Source organism: Leucobacter sp. Psy1, assembly GCF_020096995.1.
Classification (GTDB): Bacteria; Actinomycetota; Actinomycetes; order Actinomycetales; family Microbacteriaceae; genus Leucobacter.
In genome coordinates, this window is sequence record NZ_CP083692.1 from 1,809,619 (window position 1) to 1,824,033 (window position 14,415).

Here is a 14,415-nt window from a genome sequence, read left to right on the forward strand (position 1 = left end):
GACGATGACGCGGCGCCCGTCGGCGCTATACCAGCGGAACATCGCACAGCCGCCGATGCCAGGCGATTGCCGACTGATCGGTCAGCGAGGCGACCTGATCGACGACGGCCCGACGGGCATCGGCCTCGGAGCCTGCCGCCCGGAAGTCCGCCGCGAAGGCGGGCTCCAGCTCGGAGGCCTCGGCCGCCCACAGGGTGTCCAGCAGTTCCTCGAGCAGGTCTCGTTGCCGGCGGTACGTGGGCTGCCGGCGGCCGCTCGCCATCACGAACGCAGCGACGATGCCCTTGAGCACGGCGATCTCGGCGCGGACTCCGCGCGGCACGATGATGCCGGCGCCATATCGGGCGAGCGGCGCGCCGTCGGCGGCGTCGGTCGTCGCCTGGATCGCGGCGCGCGCGAAGCGGCCGATCATCTCACTGGTGAAGTTCTTCAGCTGCGCCTGATCGCGCCGCGATCCCTCCCACCGCACGAGCCAGGTCTCGGTGGCCGCGATCCGGTCGTAGGCCTCCGCGAGCTCGGCCTCGGAGAAGCTGCCGCCCGCCCAGTCCGCGACGGCGGAGATGAGCATCGCGTGCCCCGACCGCGACGTGAGGATCTCGGGGTCGATGAAGTCGCTCACGACGGCGTCCTCGAAGTCGTGGACCGAATAGGCGATGTCGTCGGCGAGATCCATGACCTGCGCTTCGGCGCACTTCGTCCGGGCAGGAGAGCCGTCGCGCAGCCAGCGGAAGACCGGCTCGTCGTCGGTGAAGTACCCGAATTTCACGGGCCCGTCGCCCTGCGCGCCGCTCTCCGCAGCGCTCCAGGGGTACTTGCAGCTCGCGTCGAGCGTCGCCCGGGTGAGGTTGAGCCCGAGGCTGCGTCCGTCGGCGTCGAAACGCTTCGGCTCCAACCGAGTGAGCACCCGAAGCGTTTGCGCGTTGCCCTCGAACCCGCCGGCGTTCGCCGCCCAGTCGTTGAGCGCTCGCTCGCCGTTGTGGCCGAAAGGCGGGTGACCGAGATCGTGCGCGAGGCAGGCGGTGTCCACCACGTCCTGCGCCAGACCCAGGGCGACGGCGAGCTCCCGTCCGATCTGCGCGACCTCGAGGGAGTGGGTCAGCCGGTTCCGCGCGAAGTCGATGCCCGCGGTGGGGCTCAGCACCTGGGTCTTCGCGGCGAGCCTCCGCCAGCCGCTCGAGTGGAGCACGCGGGCGCGATCGCGGGCGAAGTCGCTGCGGGATCCCGAGTGCGTCTCGGGGGCGAAGCGTTCGGCGTCGCGATCGGTGTAGCCGGGCGGCAGCGTGCCGCGCGACTCACCCACCCGAATCGTCTCTCTCGGCCTCGGCCAGTTCGGCGAAATCGATGGTGCCGCTCTCGCGGCTGTCGAGCCACCCCTGGGGCAGCACCGTTCGCTTCGGGCTGCCCGCACGGCCGCGCGGACCCTCGGCGCCTTCACCCGGGTACGGCATGGCGGCGTCCATCGTCGCGAAGATCTCGTCCATCTGCTCGAGCGTTTCGACTGCGGCGAGCTCACGACGCGTATCTCCGCCCACACCGTAGCCCTTGAAGTACCAGGCGACGTGCTTGCGAATGTCGCGGCAGGCGCGAGCCTCCTCCTCGTAGAACTCGACGAGGAGTTCGGTGTGTCGGCGCATCGCCGCCATCACGTCGCCGAGCGGCGGCGCGGCCATCGCGGCGCGCGCTTCGTCCCATCCGATCTCGCCAGCCTCGGCGCGGAAAGCCGCGGAGAGGTCACCGAACAGCCACGGCCTTCCGAGGCAGCCGCGGCCGACGACGACGCCGTCGCAGCCCGTCTCCCTGACCATACGGAGCGCATCGTCAGCTGACCAGATGTCGCCGTTGCCGAGGACGGGGATGCTCGTGACGGCCTCCTTGAGGGTCGCGATCGAGCTCCAATCCGCAACACCTGAGTAGTGCTGGTTCGCCGTGCGACCGTGGAGCGCGATGGCGGCCACCCCCGCGTCCTCGGCGCTTCGCGCGGCGTCGAGGTACGTCAGGTGATCCTCATCGATGCCCTTGCGCATCTTCACCGTCACCGGGATATCGCCTGCGGCCTTCACGGCCCGCTCGACGATGGCGCGGAACAGGTCGCGCTTCCACGGCAGCGCTGAACCGCCGCCGCGCCTCGTCACCTTCGGCACCGGGCACCCGAAATTCAGGTCGATGTGGTCCGCACGATCCTCAGCGACGAGCATCGTCACCGCCTCGCCCACGTAGTGCGGGTCCACGCCGTACAGCTGGATCGACCGCGGTGTCTCGCTCTCGTGGTGCGTGATGAGACGCATCGTCGCCGGGGTGCGCTCCACCAGCGCGCGGGTCGTGATCATCTCGCTCACGTACAGGCCGGCACCGTACTCACGGCAGAGTCGCCGGAACGCCGTGTTGGTGATGCCGGCCATCGGGGCGAGAACGACCGGCACATCGAGCGTCAGCGGCCCGATGCGCAGGCGCGAGTCGGTGAGTGTTGCGGAGGTCATTCTGACGATTATCTCAGATCAAACCGAGTTCCGGATCGGCCCCGCCCCGCTCGAGTCAGCCGTTCGTCGGCAGATCGATGGCGCCACCGAACCGCCGGTCGCGTGCGTGGTACACCTGGATCGCACGCCACAACTCCTCCCGGCTGAAGTCTGGCCACAGCGTGTCGAGGAACACCATCTCTGCGTAGGCCGACTGCCAGAGCATGAAGTTGCTCGTCCGCTGCTCGCCCGAACTCCGCAGGAACAGGTCGACCTCGGGCAGCTCAGGCACGTACAGGTGCCGGCCGATGGTCCGCTCAGAGATCCCCTCGGGCGACAGACGCCCGGCCTCCACCTCGCGGGCGATGGAGCGCACGGCGTCCGTCAGCTCGTTCCTGCCGCCGTAGTTCACGCACATCGTGAGCGTCAGACCGGTGTTGTTCGCGGTCTCCCGCTCCGACGCCTTCAGCTCTGAGATCACTGACCCCCACAGCTTCGGCCGACGTCCCGCCCAGCGCATGCGCACATTCCAGTGGTGCAACTGGCTGCGCCGTCGCCGCAGCACATCCCGATTGAAGCCCATGAGAAACCTGACCTCATCGGGCGAGCGCCGCCAGTTCTCCGTCGAGAACGCGTACACGCTGAGGTGCGTCACCCCGGCCTGGATCGCTCCGGCCACCACGTCGAGCAGTGCCTGCTCACCCATCCGGTGCCCCTCGACCCGCGGCAGCCCGCGCTGATTCGCCCAGCGCCCGTTGCCGTCCATCACGATGGCCACGTGCTTCGGGGCAGGCCCAGCGAACCGCGGCGGGCGGGCGCCCGTCCAGTCCACAGGAACGAGCTCGTCGGGTACTCGCTTCACTGACGCCTCTCCTCGTATCGTGCGTGCGTGGTGTTCATCGTGGTCATGGTCTTCATCGTGGTCTGCACCGTTCCCCCACTCCTCAGCGGGACCGGTTCGTGTGAGCATTCAACGATCGCAGACCGCGCTCCAGGTGCCACTGGGTGAAGGCCGACGCGATCCCCGCCGCCTGCCCACGGGCCCGTTCGTCGGAGGCGACCGCGTGCTCCCAGTCCCCCGCGAGCAGCGCACGCAGCAGATCGATACTGGCCGGATCGAGCCGAGGCGCTCCGGGCACCCGGCAGTCCTCGCACACCACCCCGCCGAGCTGTACCGTGACAAGCGTGTGCGGACCGGGCGCACCGCAGCGGACGCAGTCGTCGAACCCCGGGGTCCACCCCGCGAGCGACATCGCCCTGAGCAGATACCCGTCCCGCACCAGTTCGGGCGCGATCTTCCCTGCCGCGAGCGTGCGGAGCGCACCCACGAGCAGCGTGTACTGATTCTCGGCCGGAGCCCCGTCGCTCAACCGCTCGGCAGTCTCCACCATGGCGCTCGCCGCACGATACCGGTCGTAGTCCACGCTGATGGGCGGACCGTACGCGCCGAGCGTCACCGCCTGCGTGATCGTATCGAGCGTGCGCCCCTCGAAGCACTGCACATCCGCCACCATGAACGGCTCCAGGCGCGCACCGAACTTCGACGACGTGCGCCGCACCCCCTTCGCCACGGCGCGCAACAGCCCGCGCTGACGGGTCAACAGCGTCACGATGCGGTCAGCCTCGCCGAGCTTGCGAGTGCGCAGCACCACGCCTTCATCGCGATAGAGGGGCACCACACCAGTATCGCGCACAATAGAGGAGTGTTCCTCGACGAGACCTTCACGATTCCGCTCACGGCCGACCTCATCGCCGTCGGCGTCGGCAGTCTGCAGGGCGCCATGTTCGCCGCGGGCTTCAAACGTCTCGACTTGCTCGGCGTCGCCCTCATCGGCGTCGCCTGCGGCATCGGCGGGGGCCTGCTGCGCGACATCCTCCTCGGCGTCTCCCCCGTCGCGTTCTCACACGACCTCTACCTCGTTGTCGCGTCGGGCGCCGCGATCATCGGCATGCTCCTCGCCCGAGCGCTGCAGCGCGTCGACCCCGTCGTCACGGTGCTCGACGCCATGAGCATCGGCCTCTTCGGGGCCATCGGCACCACCAAGGCGCTCGCCGCCGGACTGCCGGTCGTTCCGGCGCTCTTCATCGGCACCATCGCGGCAGTCGGGGGCGGAGCGCTCAGAGACCTGCTGCTGAACCTGCCCATCGCCGTCATGCACGTCGGCTCGCTCTACGCCGTCGCGACACTCATCGGCGTCGCCGTGCTCACGGGACTCGTCGCGCTCGGCGTGCCGGTGGTCGTCGCGGGCAGCGTGTGCGTGATAGTGACGGCCGCCGTCCGCCTGCTGGCGGTGCGGTTCGGGTGGAGCCTGCCCGAGCAGCGCGCCATCAGCCGCCTGCGCAGGCGGAAACAGCGCCAGGTCGAGGACGCCATCGAAGAGGCGCTCGCCACCGGCGCCATCCAGCTGCCCGACCTCGACGATCTCGACGGCCCCACGCGGAACGACGGCGACGACGGACGCACGGGCCCGCGCCACTGAGGGGGTGGCCAACCCCGATCTCGCAGAGCCTCCGCCGACCCCGATCTCGCAGAGCCTCCGCCGAGATCGCACAAAGTCACCTTTCGGGCCCCGCGAAGTGCGACTTATCGCAGTCTCGACGAGATGAGGCAGGCGCGGGCGGGCGTAGCTCAGGCGCGGGCGCCGCGACGCCGTGCGCCGCTCTTGCGCTCCGCCTCTCGCCACGCGCGCTGCGCAGCCGTCTCCCCCGTCGGCGCGCGCCCGGTCGCGCTGCGGTCAGCGGCACCACCGCGGCCGAGGTGCCACGCGTGCGTGATGGCCAGCGCGAGCGCGTCGGCGGCGTCGGCGGGTTTGGGCGGGGCCTGGAGCCGCAGGAGCCGCGTCACCATGGTGGTGACCTGCGCCTTGTCGGCGCTTCCGTACCCCGTCACCTGCGACTTCACCTCGTTCGGCGTGTACAGCGCGACGGGAACGCCGCGCTGCTCTGCGAGGTACATGACCACCCCGCTGATCTGCGCGACGCCCATCACGCTCGGCAGGTTCTGTTGCGCGAAGACCCGCTCGAGTGCGATCGCATCGATCGCGTCGCCATCGAGGAGGCGGGCGATCCCCTCGCCGATCCGGTGGATGCGGGAGGCGATCGGCGCGTCAGCGGCACTCGACATCACTTCGACGTGCTCGAACTCGACACGCCGCCCGCCGCCCAGCGTCACGACGCCGACGCCGCAGCGGGTGAGTCCGGGGTCGATGCCGAGAATGCGCACGGAACTCCGGCTATTCCTCGTCGTCGTCGGCGGCGAGTTCGGCCTGGACCTCGGGCGAGAGCGCGAAATTGGTGAATACGTTCTGCACGTCGTCACTGTCCTCGAGCGCGTCGATGAGGCGGAAGACCTTGCGGGCCGTGTCCGCGTCGACCTCGACTCGGAGGTTCGGCACGAACTCCGCCTCGGCGGAGTCGTAGTCGATGCCGGCGTCGACGAGAGCAGTGCGAGCCGCCTGCAGGTCGGATGCGTCGGTGATGACCTCGAACGCCTCACCGTTCGGCGTGCGGGCGACCTCTTCTGCGCCGGCTTCGAGGACGGCGAGGAGCACGTCGTCCTCGGTCGTTCCCTCCGCAGGAACCGTGATCACGCCGCGGCGCTCGAAATTGTACGAGACGCTGCCGGGATCCGCCATGTTGCCCCCGTTACGGGTGACTGCCGTGCGTACCTCGGCCGCTGCGCGGTTCTTGTTGTCGGTGAGGCATTCGATGAGCATCGCGACACCGTTCGGGCCGTAGCCCTCGTACATGATCGTCGAGTACTCGACGGCGTCGCCGGTGAGCCCGGCGCCGCGCTTGATGGCGCGTTCGATGTTGTCACCGGGAACCGAGTTCTTCTTGGCCTTGTGCACGGCCTCGGCGAGCGTCGGGTTGCCGGCCTGATCGGCTCCGCCGATGCGGGCGGCCACCTCAATGTTCTTGATGTACTTCGCGAAGGCTTTCGCGCGCTTCGCGTCGATGATGGCCTTCTTGTGCTTGGTCGTCGCCCACTTGGAGTGTCCTGACACAGTGGTTCCTCATTCCTTGGTTCGTGGTGTCGCTTCCAGGGTAATCCCGGAGCGGCTACGGGTGGGGCCAGGCCGCCGCGATCGCTTCGCGCACATCGCCGAGCAGCTGGGGCATCGCCTTCGTCTTGCCGATGATCGGGAAGAAGTTCGCGTCGGACGCCCAGCGCGGCACGATGTGCTGGTGCAGGTGCGCTGCCACTCCCGCTCCGGCGATCTCGCCCTGGTTCATCCCGATGTTGAAGCCGTGGCACCCCATGACCTCGCGGGCCACGCGCATCGCGGTCTGCGTGAGCGCTGCGATCTCGGCGATCTCCTCCGGCGTCGCATCGTCGTACTGTGAGACGTGGCGATACGGGCACACCAGCATGTGGCCGTTGTTGTACGGGAACAGATTCATGATGACGTAACTGGTCTCGCCCCTGGCGACGATCAGCGCGTCCTCATCCGAGCGCTGCGGCGCGGCGCAGAACGGGCAGTCGGTGCGGTCGGGCTGGTGGTGGTCCGACACGTAGACCATGCGGTGCGGCACCCAGAGGCGCTGCAACTCGTCAGGGTCCCCGACCGCCCCGCTCTCCGCAATGCTCTCCGGACGCACCGACTCGTTCATACCTGCCACGCCGTCGTCGCCGCGTCCTTCTGCTCGATCGCGGTGACGATCCGCTCGATCGCCTCGTCGACCGGAACACCGTTGATCTGGCTGCCGTCGCGGAAGCGGAAGCTGACGGCTCCCGCGGAGCGGTCGTCCTCGCCCGCGATGAGCTGGAAGGGCACCTTGGCCTTCGTGTGCGTGCGGATCTTCTTGGGCATCCGGTCGTCGGAGTGATCGACCTCGGCGCGCACCCCTCTGGCCCGGAGCCGGGCGATGACCTCGTCGAGGTACGGGCCGTACTCGTCGGCGACGGGGATGCCGACCGCCTGCACGGGCGACAGCCATGCCGGGAATGCTCCTGCGTAGTGCTCGAGCAGGATCGCGAAGAAGCGCTCGATCGAACCGAGCAGGGCGCGGTGGATCATAACGGGCTGCTTCCGGCTGCCGTCAGCCGCGGCGTACTCGAGCTCGAACAGCGCCGGCTGGTTGAAGTCGAGCTGCACGGTGGAAAGCTGCCACGTACGTCCGATTGCGTCCCGCGCCTGGACCGAGATCTTCGGGCCGTAGAAGGCCGCGCCGCCCGGGTCGTCGACGAGTTCGAGACCGGACTCCTCGCCCACCTGACGCAGCGTTTCGGTCGCAACCTCCCACTGCTCGTCCGAGCCCACCGACTTCTCGGGATCCCGCGTCGACAGTTCGAGGTAGAAGTCGTCGAGACCGTAGCCGCGCAGCGTCTCGAAGACGAGCTCCAGCTGACGCTTGATCTCGTCCTTCGTCTGCTCCTCGGTCACATAGGTGTGGGCGTCGTCCTGCGTCAGTCCACGCACACGGGTCAGGCCGGAGAGCGTGCCGCTCTTCTCGTAGCGATACACCGTGCCGAACTCGGAGAGGCGCAGGGGAAGCTCCCGATAGCTGCGCGCCCGCGAGCGGAAGATGAGGTTGTGGAACGGGCAGTTCATGGGCTTCAGGTAGTAGTCCTGGCCCGGCTTCGTCACGTTGCCATCGGCATCGACGACCTCGTCGAGGTGCATCGGGGGGAACATGCCCTCCCGGTACCAGTTGAGGTGCTGACTGGTCTCGAAGAGCGCCCCCTTCGTGATGTGAGGGCTGTTGACGAACTCGTACCCGTTTTTCAGGAGCTGCGCCTGCATGTACGACTCGATCTCGTGGCGGATGATGCCGCCGCGCGGGTGGAAGACAGCGAGCCCCGATCCGATCTCATCGGGGAACGAGAACAGGTCGAGCTCGCGACCGAGCTTGCGGTGGTCGCGCTTCGCCGCCTCTTCGAGGCGGGTCTGGTACTCGCGGAGCTCGTCCTTCGTCGGCCATGCCGTTCCGTAGATGCGCTGCAGCATCGAGTTCGCCTCGCTGCCGCGCCAGTAGGCGCCTGCGCTCCTGGTCAGCGCCCAGCCGTTGCCGATGAGCTTCGTCGACGGCAGGTGCGGTCCGCGGCAGAGATCCTTCCACTGGACTTCACCCGACTTCGGATCGACGTTGTCGTAGATCGTGAGCTCGGCGCCGCCGACCTCGACGTTCTCGCCCGAATCACCTGAGGCTCCGCCCTTCAGGCCGATGAGCTCGAGCTTGTAGGGCTCGCCTGCGAGCTCCTCCCGCGCCTCGTCCTCCGAGACGACGCGGCGCACGAACCGCTGCCCCTGCTTGATGATCCGCGCCATCTCTTTCGAGATGGCCTTCAGATCCTCGGGCACGAACGCCTCGGCAGGGTCGAAGTCGTAGTAGAAGCCGTCGGTGACGGGCGGGCCGATCCCGAGCTTCGTCTCCGGGTTGATGCGCTGCACCGCCTGTGCGAGCACGTGCGCCGTCGAGTGGCGCAGAATGTCGAGCCCGTCGGGCGAGTCGATCGTGACCCCCTCGACCGTGTCCGACTCCGTCACCTCGGAGGCGAGGTCGCGAAGTTCGCCGTTGACGCGCATGGCGACGATGGCGGGGTCGGAGAAGAGGGAGAAGCCGTCGGCCACTGATGAACTCCTTCGAAGTGCGTCGAGTTGCAGGTGTCACGCGCTCGCGGCGCACAACGCATCGATTCTACTCGGAGAGCCCGATCCCCCGCCGAACCGGGCGCGGGATCGGGCTCTCCAGTGCCGATCGGGTGGTTATCCCTGAATGACCTGCGGTTGGGCCACGGCCTTCAGACCGGCGACGCCGAACTCCTGACCGTACCCCGACTGCTTCGCGCCGCCGAACGGCACGAAGGGATTGATGGTGCCGTGGGCGTTGATCCACACGGTTCCCGCCTGGATTCGCGCCGCGACCTCGCGGGCGCGATCCCGATCCGACGACCAGACCGAACCCCCGAGGCCGACGTCGAGCGCGTTGGCCTGCGCGATGGCGTCGTCAAGATCGGTGTACCGAATGATCGGGAGGACCGGACCGAACTGCTCTTCGCGAACGAGGTCGTTCTCGGGATCGATATCGGCGACGAGCGTCGTCGGATAGAAGTAGCCGGGGGCGTCGTAATCGGGATCGCCGCCGAGCACCACGCGCGCATTCGCAGCCGTTGCGGCTTTTACCAGGCGGTCGACGATGTCGAACTGCATCTCGTTCTGCAGAGGCCCGAGCACGTTCTGCTCGTCGAGGCCATGCCCCATGGGCATGTTCCGCGCCACATCGGCGAGCGCATCGACGACCTGATCGTAGATCGCGTCGGGCACGTAGAGCCGCTTCAGCGCGGCGCACGTCTGGCCCGTGTTGATGAACGCGCCCCAGAAGAGGCCCTCGGCGATGGCTTGCGGATCCACGTCGTCGAGCACGATGCCCGCGTCGTTGCCGCCGAGCTCGAGCGTGAGCCGCTTCACGTTGCCCGAGCTCGCCTCGATGATCTTCTTGCCCGTTCGGGTCGAGCCGGTGAACATGACCTTGGCGATCCGTTCGCTCTCGACGATGCGCGCGCCGAGCTCACCGCCACCGACGACGGTCTGCAGCACGCCCTCGGGGAGCACGGTGTTCAGCACGTGCGCGATCGCGAGTCCCGACAACGGCGTGTACTCGGAGGGTTTCGAGACCACCGTGTTGCCCATGCGCAGCGACGGGATGATCTGCCAGATGGCGATCATCATGGGCCAGTTCCATGGCGTGATCGCGCCGACGACGCCGAGGGGCCGGTAGTGCATCTCGGCGTAGGTGTCGCCGTCGTCGATGACGACCTCGACCGGGAGCGGAGTGCCGGCCGGCACACGCGTCCACGCCGCACACCCCCCGACCTCGAATCGCGCGTTCGGACCGTTGAGCGGCTTCCCCTGTTCGCGGGAGAGCAGCTCGGCGAGCGCCTCGGCGTTCTCGTCGATGGCGTCCGCGACACGGCCGAGCGTCTCGACGCGCTCGTCGTCGCTCAGCGCCGCCCAAGCGCGCTGGGCCTCCTCGGCGCGCGCGATGGCGACGTCGACGTCGGTGGTGGTGTGCTCGGGAACTCGGCCGATGAGTTCACCGGTCGCCGGGTTGAAGATTTCGCGGCCGGCATCGACGGTGATCGCTGCGAGCAGGCTTTCGTACGTGTACATCGTGGTTCTCCTTCGAACTCGTGGGATCAGTGTTTCGCGTGGGTCGCGATCATCGGCCGCAGCGGCAAGATTCGGCGTTGCCGCAGCGGCACCCGTCCGCGCAGCATCCGCAGGTGCCGTCGGCGCAGCAGCCGGCGGATCCATCTCCGCACGACGCGCGCGCGTCGGCCGGCAGGTTCATCGTCGGGTTCTGGTCGAGGAACCCGTGCGGCTTGAACCAGAATCCGGAGTAGTCCACCGGCATGACTGGCCAGTCCTCGGTCCGCGGCAGGTGGGTGGGCCCGAACTGGTGCCAGAGCACGATGTCTTCGCCGTCGAGGCTGCGGTTCTCGCGCGTCCACGTCGGCAGTCCCTGCCAGCCGCTGCTCTGACTCGGGAAGGTCCCGGCGGGGTAGCGCTCATCCTCGGCGTACCGGGTACCCCAGAGGTGCTTCGTCGCGAAGTTGGCTCTTGCGTACACCGTCGAATCGGGCTGGGCGAGCAGCACCGGCTTCCCCTCGGGGATGAGCCGGTACCCCGTCGGTTTGCCGACGTAGTTGGTGCGATGGGCGCTGCGGACCTCCCACACGCGCCCCGCGAGACCGTCGGCCATGCGCTGGGCGTCCTGCTCGCACGTGAGCTTGCGGTCGGACCAGGTGAACGCGTTGCCCCGGGGGTTCAGCGGGCCCGTCGGCAGCGGGACCACCTCGATCTCGTGGAGCGTGTTGTCCTCGCCGTCGATCGCCACGTCGAGTCTCGCCGAGAAGATGTGCTGGTGCACCGGCGTGAAGAGCCCGGGAGAGACCTCGGTGTTGAAGGCGTTCTCGGATCCCGGAACACCCGATCCCCCGAACACGACACCGGTCGCCTTCGCCTCCACCTGGATTGATCCGTCGAGGTAGAAGTACCAGAAGAATCCGTAGTCGTAGTTGCCGATCGTTGCGAAATAGCTGATCACGAGCCGTCGGCTGCGACGCGTATCGGGCCTTCCCGCGAGATCGGTGTGCTTCCACTGGATCCCGTAGTCCTCCTCGTGCATACAGATGACCTGGTCGAGCTTCACCGGATGCCCGAGATCGTCGTTCACGAAGGCGTCGAAGTAGTGAATCACTCCGAGGCAGTCGCAGCCGAGCGCGAGCGGGTTTGCGTTCCTGCCGAGCAGGTACTCACCCGCGTCGAAGTAGCTGACCCAGTACCTGGTCTCGTCGACATCGCCGTACGGCACCACCATCTCGGGTACGCTCGCGCGGGTCAGCACCCGACGGTCCTCCACCCCGTCTCGCCAGCTGACGTCGCTCAGCACCAGCCCCTCGCGCGCGTTGAAGCCGACGTGCAGCCGCCAGTTCTCCCACTGCACCACATTGCCGTCGACCGAGAAGCTCGGACCCTCCGGCTGCGTGATCTCGATCGGCTTGAGCGTGGTGCGCACCGGTCCCTGCGCCTCGAGCGAGTAGTTGCCGTGCTTCAGCGGAGTCTCGACATCTCCCTCGTCGTGCACCTTGAACACCTTGCGGGCGATCATGTCGACCTTGACGATGAGTCCCTCGACGGGGTGCGCCCAGGGGCTGTCGCCCTCGTTCGGTACGAGATAGGTCAGCGACCTGAGGTACCGGCGGCCCGAGTCCTCGGTCTCCTCGGCGAAGTATCCCGGTGCGAGCGGCGAGCAGAAGCACGTATCGATGTACGCACCGAGCCCGCGGCGCTCCATCGCCGCACGCCACTCGGGATCCGCCTTGACGATGTCGGCGACCTCGAAGAACTCCTCCATCAGCACGGCGGCCTGTCCGCGCTCGGGCGTCGGCGGCAGCACGTTCGCGAAGACGACCCGCTCCTCCGTGACGGATACGACGACCTCGGTGTGCGTGCCGTCCGAGCGGTCGAGCAGGATCACGTTCGCGCGCCGCTCGAACGGATCACCCGGAGACCACGCAGCGAGCGTCGCCTTCGGCGGATCGACCGGGAGAAGCATCGCCATGCGGACCTGCTCGGCCAAGTGCCCCTCGCGCTCGAGAACGCCGCGGATCCGGGTGATCTCCGCCGCGCTCAGGGGATCGAGCGGATGCTGAGGCTCGGTCGGCGTGCTGACGCGCTTTCCGTGGGTGTGCGTGGTGTCTGGCTGATGTGTCATGGGAGTCCTCGTCGAGTCCGGTGGTTACTCCACGCTAAGGCACCAAGCCGCGCACGAGTTGACCGTGCGCGCGCGAACCTGGGCTGGGAATGCTCGATTCGGGTCCGTCCCCACCGTCGCAGCACACGAACGCCGCACAACGCCGCAGATGGGGACCAGGACCGATGGCCGTACAGCCGCGAGAGCCGTACAGCCGAGAGACACGCAATGGAGCCGCTGATCCGACCCCCGAAGATTGGTGGGCGATACCAGACTCGAACTGATGACCTCTTCCGTGTGAAGGAAGCGCGCTACCAACTGCGCCAATCGCCCGTCGCACCGGAGCGAACCGCTCAGTGCCAACCCGAATGATCATACACACAAACATCGAGCGATGCAGTTCGACGCTCCCGGCGGGCGCGTCGCCCGGATCGGCGACGTCTCGGCACGTGGAAGGTCACACGTCGGGTCGGGTCTCCGGGGGTGCAAGGTCGCTGTTCAGGTGCTGATCCAGCTCGTCGCTCTGCTGGCTCACGCTCTCCAGCTCCTTGCGCAGCTCCTCGTAGTGATCGACGAGGGACTGGATCGCCTGCCGCTCCCCCTCCAGCTCGGCTCTGCGCGCGTCGAGCTCGCCCTTGATGCGATCGAATTCTTCGGGCTGATCCGAGAACTCGTAATCCTCGTTGCGCTGGTTGAACGTCTCCACCTCCTCGTTGAACGCGTCCACCGCGTCTTCGTAGTCGGCGTTGCGCTGCTCGACCTCCTGCCGGATTCCATCGAGTTCCGTCGAGAGCCCATCGGCTCGTTCCTGAAGCTCGGTGAACACCGAGTGGTAGTCCTCGAAGTCCTCGACGACCGCGGCACGGTCCCGGAACCAGCGAGCGTAGTGCTCCTCGAGCCACGGCGGCAGGTCTGCAACCTCGGTGGCCAGCACGGAGTGAAGTTCGTTGGCGAACTCCGACTCGTCGAGATGCTCGTACACCGACATGCGTGTCGCCAGCTCGGCGTGATCCTGCGACAGATCCTCGTAGACCTCCAGCAGGTCGACCGTCAGCGCGCGCTGCTCGGAACCACTCATGCGGGACCAAGCGGCGTGCAGCAGTTCGTGTGCAGCGGTCACCTCGACGATTCCGTTGATGCGCTCGTCGGTCACCTGAAAGAGATGGATCCCTTCATCGGCGAAGCACCCCATGACGTGCCCCTCTTCGGCGTGCTCCACGGATTGGCAGTGCGCATTGAACCCCTGACTCCCGTCGAGTGTCGGATGCGTTGCCAGGAACACGCGCTCGCCCGTAGCAGTGAGTTCCAGATGCTCGACGATTGCCGAGAGTTCCTCCGAAGCCTCGAAGTTGTTGGCGCGGAACGTATCGATGATGTCCTGGCGATAGTGGAAGGCCGCAAGGAGGCCGACGAGCACCACGATGGCGATGAGGATCGCCACGACACGCTTCCTCACGCGACGCACTCCCCCGGCCATGCTCTCCAGTATGTGCGACGAACCCGGTTCCCGTCTCGGTCAGGCAGCAGAATCCGCAAGATCCCGCGGAATCGTTACCCGCCACGCCCGGAGAACCGACCCTGATTTGCAGGAGGCACCGTCTCTCCCCTAAAGTAATCCAGGTACACGGCAACGTGGACATGCGGATGTAGCGCAGTTGGTAGCGCATCACCTTGCCAAGGTGAGGGTCGCGAGTTCGAGTCTCGTCATCCGCTCCAGTGAACCGGGGGGAACCCCGGTACACTTGTGGTATCAACCACT

Annotated in this window: 12 protein-coding genes and 2 tRNA genes; 2 read left to right on the forward strand and 12 right to left on the reverse strand. The window is 67.5% G+C overall.

Annotation, left to right across the window (positions count from 1 at the left end; translation table 11 throughout):
- Nucleotides 1-25 precede the first annotated feature (25 nt).
- The 4 genes from K8P10_RS08450 to recO form a co-directional block, all read right to left on the reverse strand.
- Nucleotides 26-1,300, reverse strand: a complete 1,275-nt coding sequence (locus K8P10_RS08450; RefSeq protein WP_224778502.1) for a deoxyguanosinetriphosphate triphosphohydrolase — start codon at nt 1,298-1,300, stop codon at nt 26-28.
- The gene (dusB, locus tag K8P10_RS08455; RefSeq protein WP_224778503.1) at nt 1,293-2,477 is read right to left on the reverse strand and encodes a tRNA dihydrouridine synthase DusB; all 1,185 of its coding nucleotides are present in this window, start codon (nt 2,475-2,477) and stop codon (nt 1,293-1,295) included. The genes K8P10_RS08450 and dusB overlap by 8 nt, the downstream gene beginning before the upstream one ends.
- A gap of 55 nt (nt 2,478-2,532) precedes the next feature.
- Entirely contained in the window at nt 2,533-3,318 is a 786-nt protein-coding gene (locus K8P10_RS08460) for an isoprenyl transferase (RefSeq protein ID WP_224778504.1), read from the reverse strand.
- An 82-nt stretch (nt 3,319-3,400) separates the two neighbouring features.
- The gene (recO, locus tag K8P10_RS08465; protein ID WP_224778505.1) at nt 3,401-4,132 is read right to left on the reverse strand and encodes a DNA repair protein RecO; all 732 of its coding nucleotides are present in this window, start codon (nt 4,130-4,132) and stop codon (nt 3,401-3,403) included.
- A 27-nt stretch (nt 4,133-4,159) separates the two neighbouring features.
- Here recO and K8P10_RS08470 point away from each other — a divergent pair, with 27 nt between their 5' ends.
- Nucleotides 4,160-4,936 (forward strand): trimeric intracellular cation channel family protein, encoded by a 777-nt coding sequence (locus tag K8P10_RS08470; protein WP_224778506.1) that lies wholly within the window; start codon nt 4,160-4,162, stop codon nt 4,934-4,936.
- Nucleotides 4,937-5,085: 149 nt separating this feature from the next.
- Here K8P10_RS08470 and ruvC read toward each other — a convergent pair whose 3' ends face one another.
- From ruvC to K8P10_RS08510, 8 genes are all read right to left on the reverse strand, one after another.
- Nucleotides 5,086-5,679 carry a crossover junction endodeoxyribonuclease RuvC gene (gene ruvC, locus K8P10_RS08475; RefSeq protein ID WP_224778507.1) on the reverse strand — a complete coding sequence of 198 codons (594 nt, stop codon included), beginning with the start codon at nt 5,677-5,679 and terminating at the stop codon, nt 5,086-5,088.
- A 10-nt stretch (nt 5,680-5,689) separates the two neighbouring features.
- Nucleotides 5,690-6,463: a YebC/PmpR family DNA-binding transcriptional regulator gene (locus K8P10_RS08480; protein ID WP_224778508.1), complete on the reverse strand. Its 774-nt coding sequence runs from the start codon at nt 6,461-6,463 to the stop codon at nt 5,690-5,692.
- A gap of 55 nt (nt 6,464-6,518) precedes the next feature.
- Nucleotides 6,519-7,070, reverse strand: a complete 552-nt coding sequence (locus K8P10_RS08485; protein ID WP_224778509.1) for an HIT domain-containing protein — start codon at nt 7,068-7,070, stop codon at nt 6,519-6,521.
- Nucleotides 7,067-8,986 (reverse strand): threonine--tRNA ligase, encoded by a 1,920-nt coding sequence (thrS, locus tag K8P10_RS08490; RefSeq protein WP_224781249.1) that lies wholly within the window; start codon nt 8,984-8,986, stop codon nt 7,067-7,069. Before thrS ends, K8P10_RS08485 begins: the two co-directional genes overlap by 4 nt.
- Nucleotides 8,987-9,166: 180 nt before the next feature.
- Nucleotides 9,167-10,570 (reverse strand): aldehyde dehydrogenase family protein, encoded by a 1,404-nt coding sequence (locus K8P10_RS08495; RefSeq protein WP_224778510.1) that lies wholly within the window; start codon nt 10,568-10,570, stop codon nt 9,167-9,169.
- A gap of 49 nt (nt 10,571-10,619) precedes the next feature.
- Complete coding sequence (locus K8P10_RS08500; RefSeq protein WP_224778511.1) at nt 10,620-12,677, reverse strand: primary-amine oxidase; 2,058 nt, start codon at nt 12,675-12,677, stop codon at nt 10,620-10,622.
- 236 nt (nt 12,678-12,913) lie between these two features.
- A tRNA-Val gene (locus tag K8P10_RS08505) sits at nt 12,914-12,989 on the reverse strand.
- Nucleotides 12,990-13,113: 124 nt separating this feature from the next.
- Complete coding sequence (locus K8P10_RS08510) at nt 13,114-14,133, reverse strand: hypothetical protein (RefSeq protein ID WP_224778512.1); 1,020 nt, start codon at nt 14,131-14,133, stop codon at nt 13,114-13,116.
- A gap of 163 nt (nt 14,134-14,296) precedes the next feature.
- Between K8P10_RS08510 and K8P10_RS08515 the strand changes: the two genes are divergently transcribed.
- Nucleotides 14,297-14,372, forward strand: a tRNA-Gly gene (locus K8P10_RS08515).
- The last annotated feature ends 43 nt before the right edge of the window (nt 14,373-14,415 follow it).

Coding starts and splice junctions, on each gene's coding strand:
- dusB (WP_224778503.1), bottom strand. CDS start 2,477: ATGACCTCCGCAACACTCACCGACTCGCGCCTGCGCATCGGGCCGCTG.
- K8P10_RS08485 (WP_224778509.1), bottom strand. CDS start 7,070: ATGAACGAGTCGGTGCGTCCGGAGAGCATTGCGGAGAGCGGGGCGGTC.
- thrS (WP_224781249.1), bottom strand. CDS start 8,986: ATGCGCGTCAACGGCGAACTTCGCGACCTCGCCTCCGAGGTGACGGAG.
- K8P10_RS08495 (WP_224778510.1), bottom strand. CDS start 10,570: ATGTACACGTACGAAAGCCTGCTCGCAGCGATCACCGTCGATGCCGGC.
- K8P10_RS08500 (WP_224778511.1), bottom strand. CDS start 12,677: ATGACACATCAGCCAGACACCACGCACACCCACGGAAAGCGCGTCAGC.
- K8P10_RS08510 (WP_224778512.1), bottom strand. CDS start 14,133: ATGGCCGGGGGAGTGCGTCGCGTGAGGAAGCGTGTCGTGGCGATCCTC.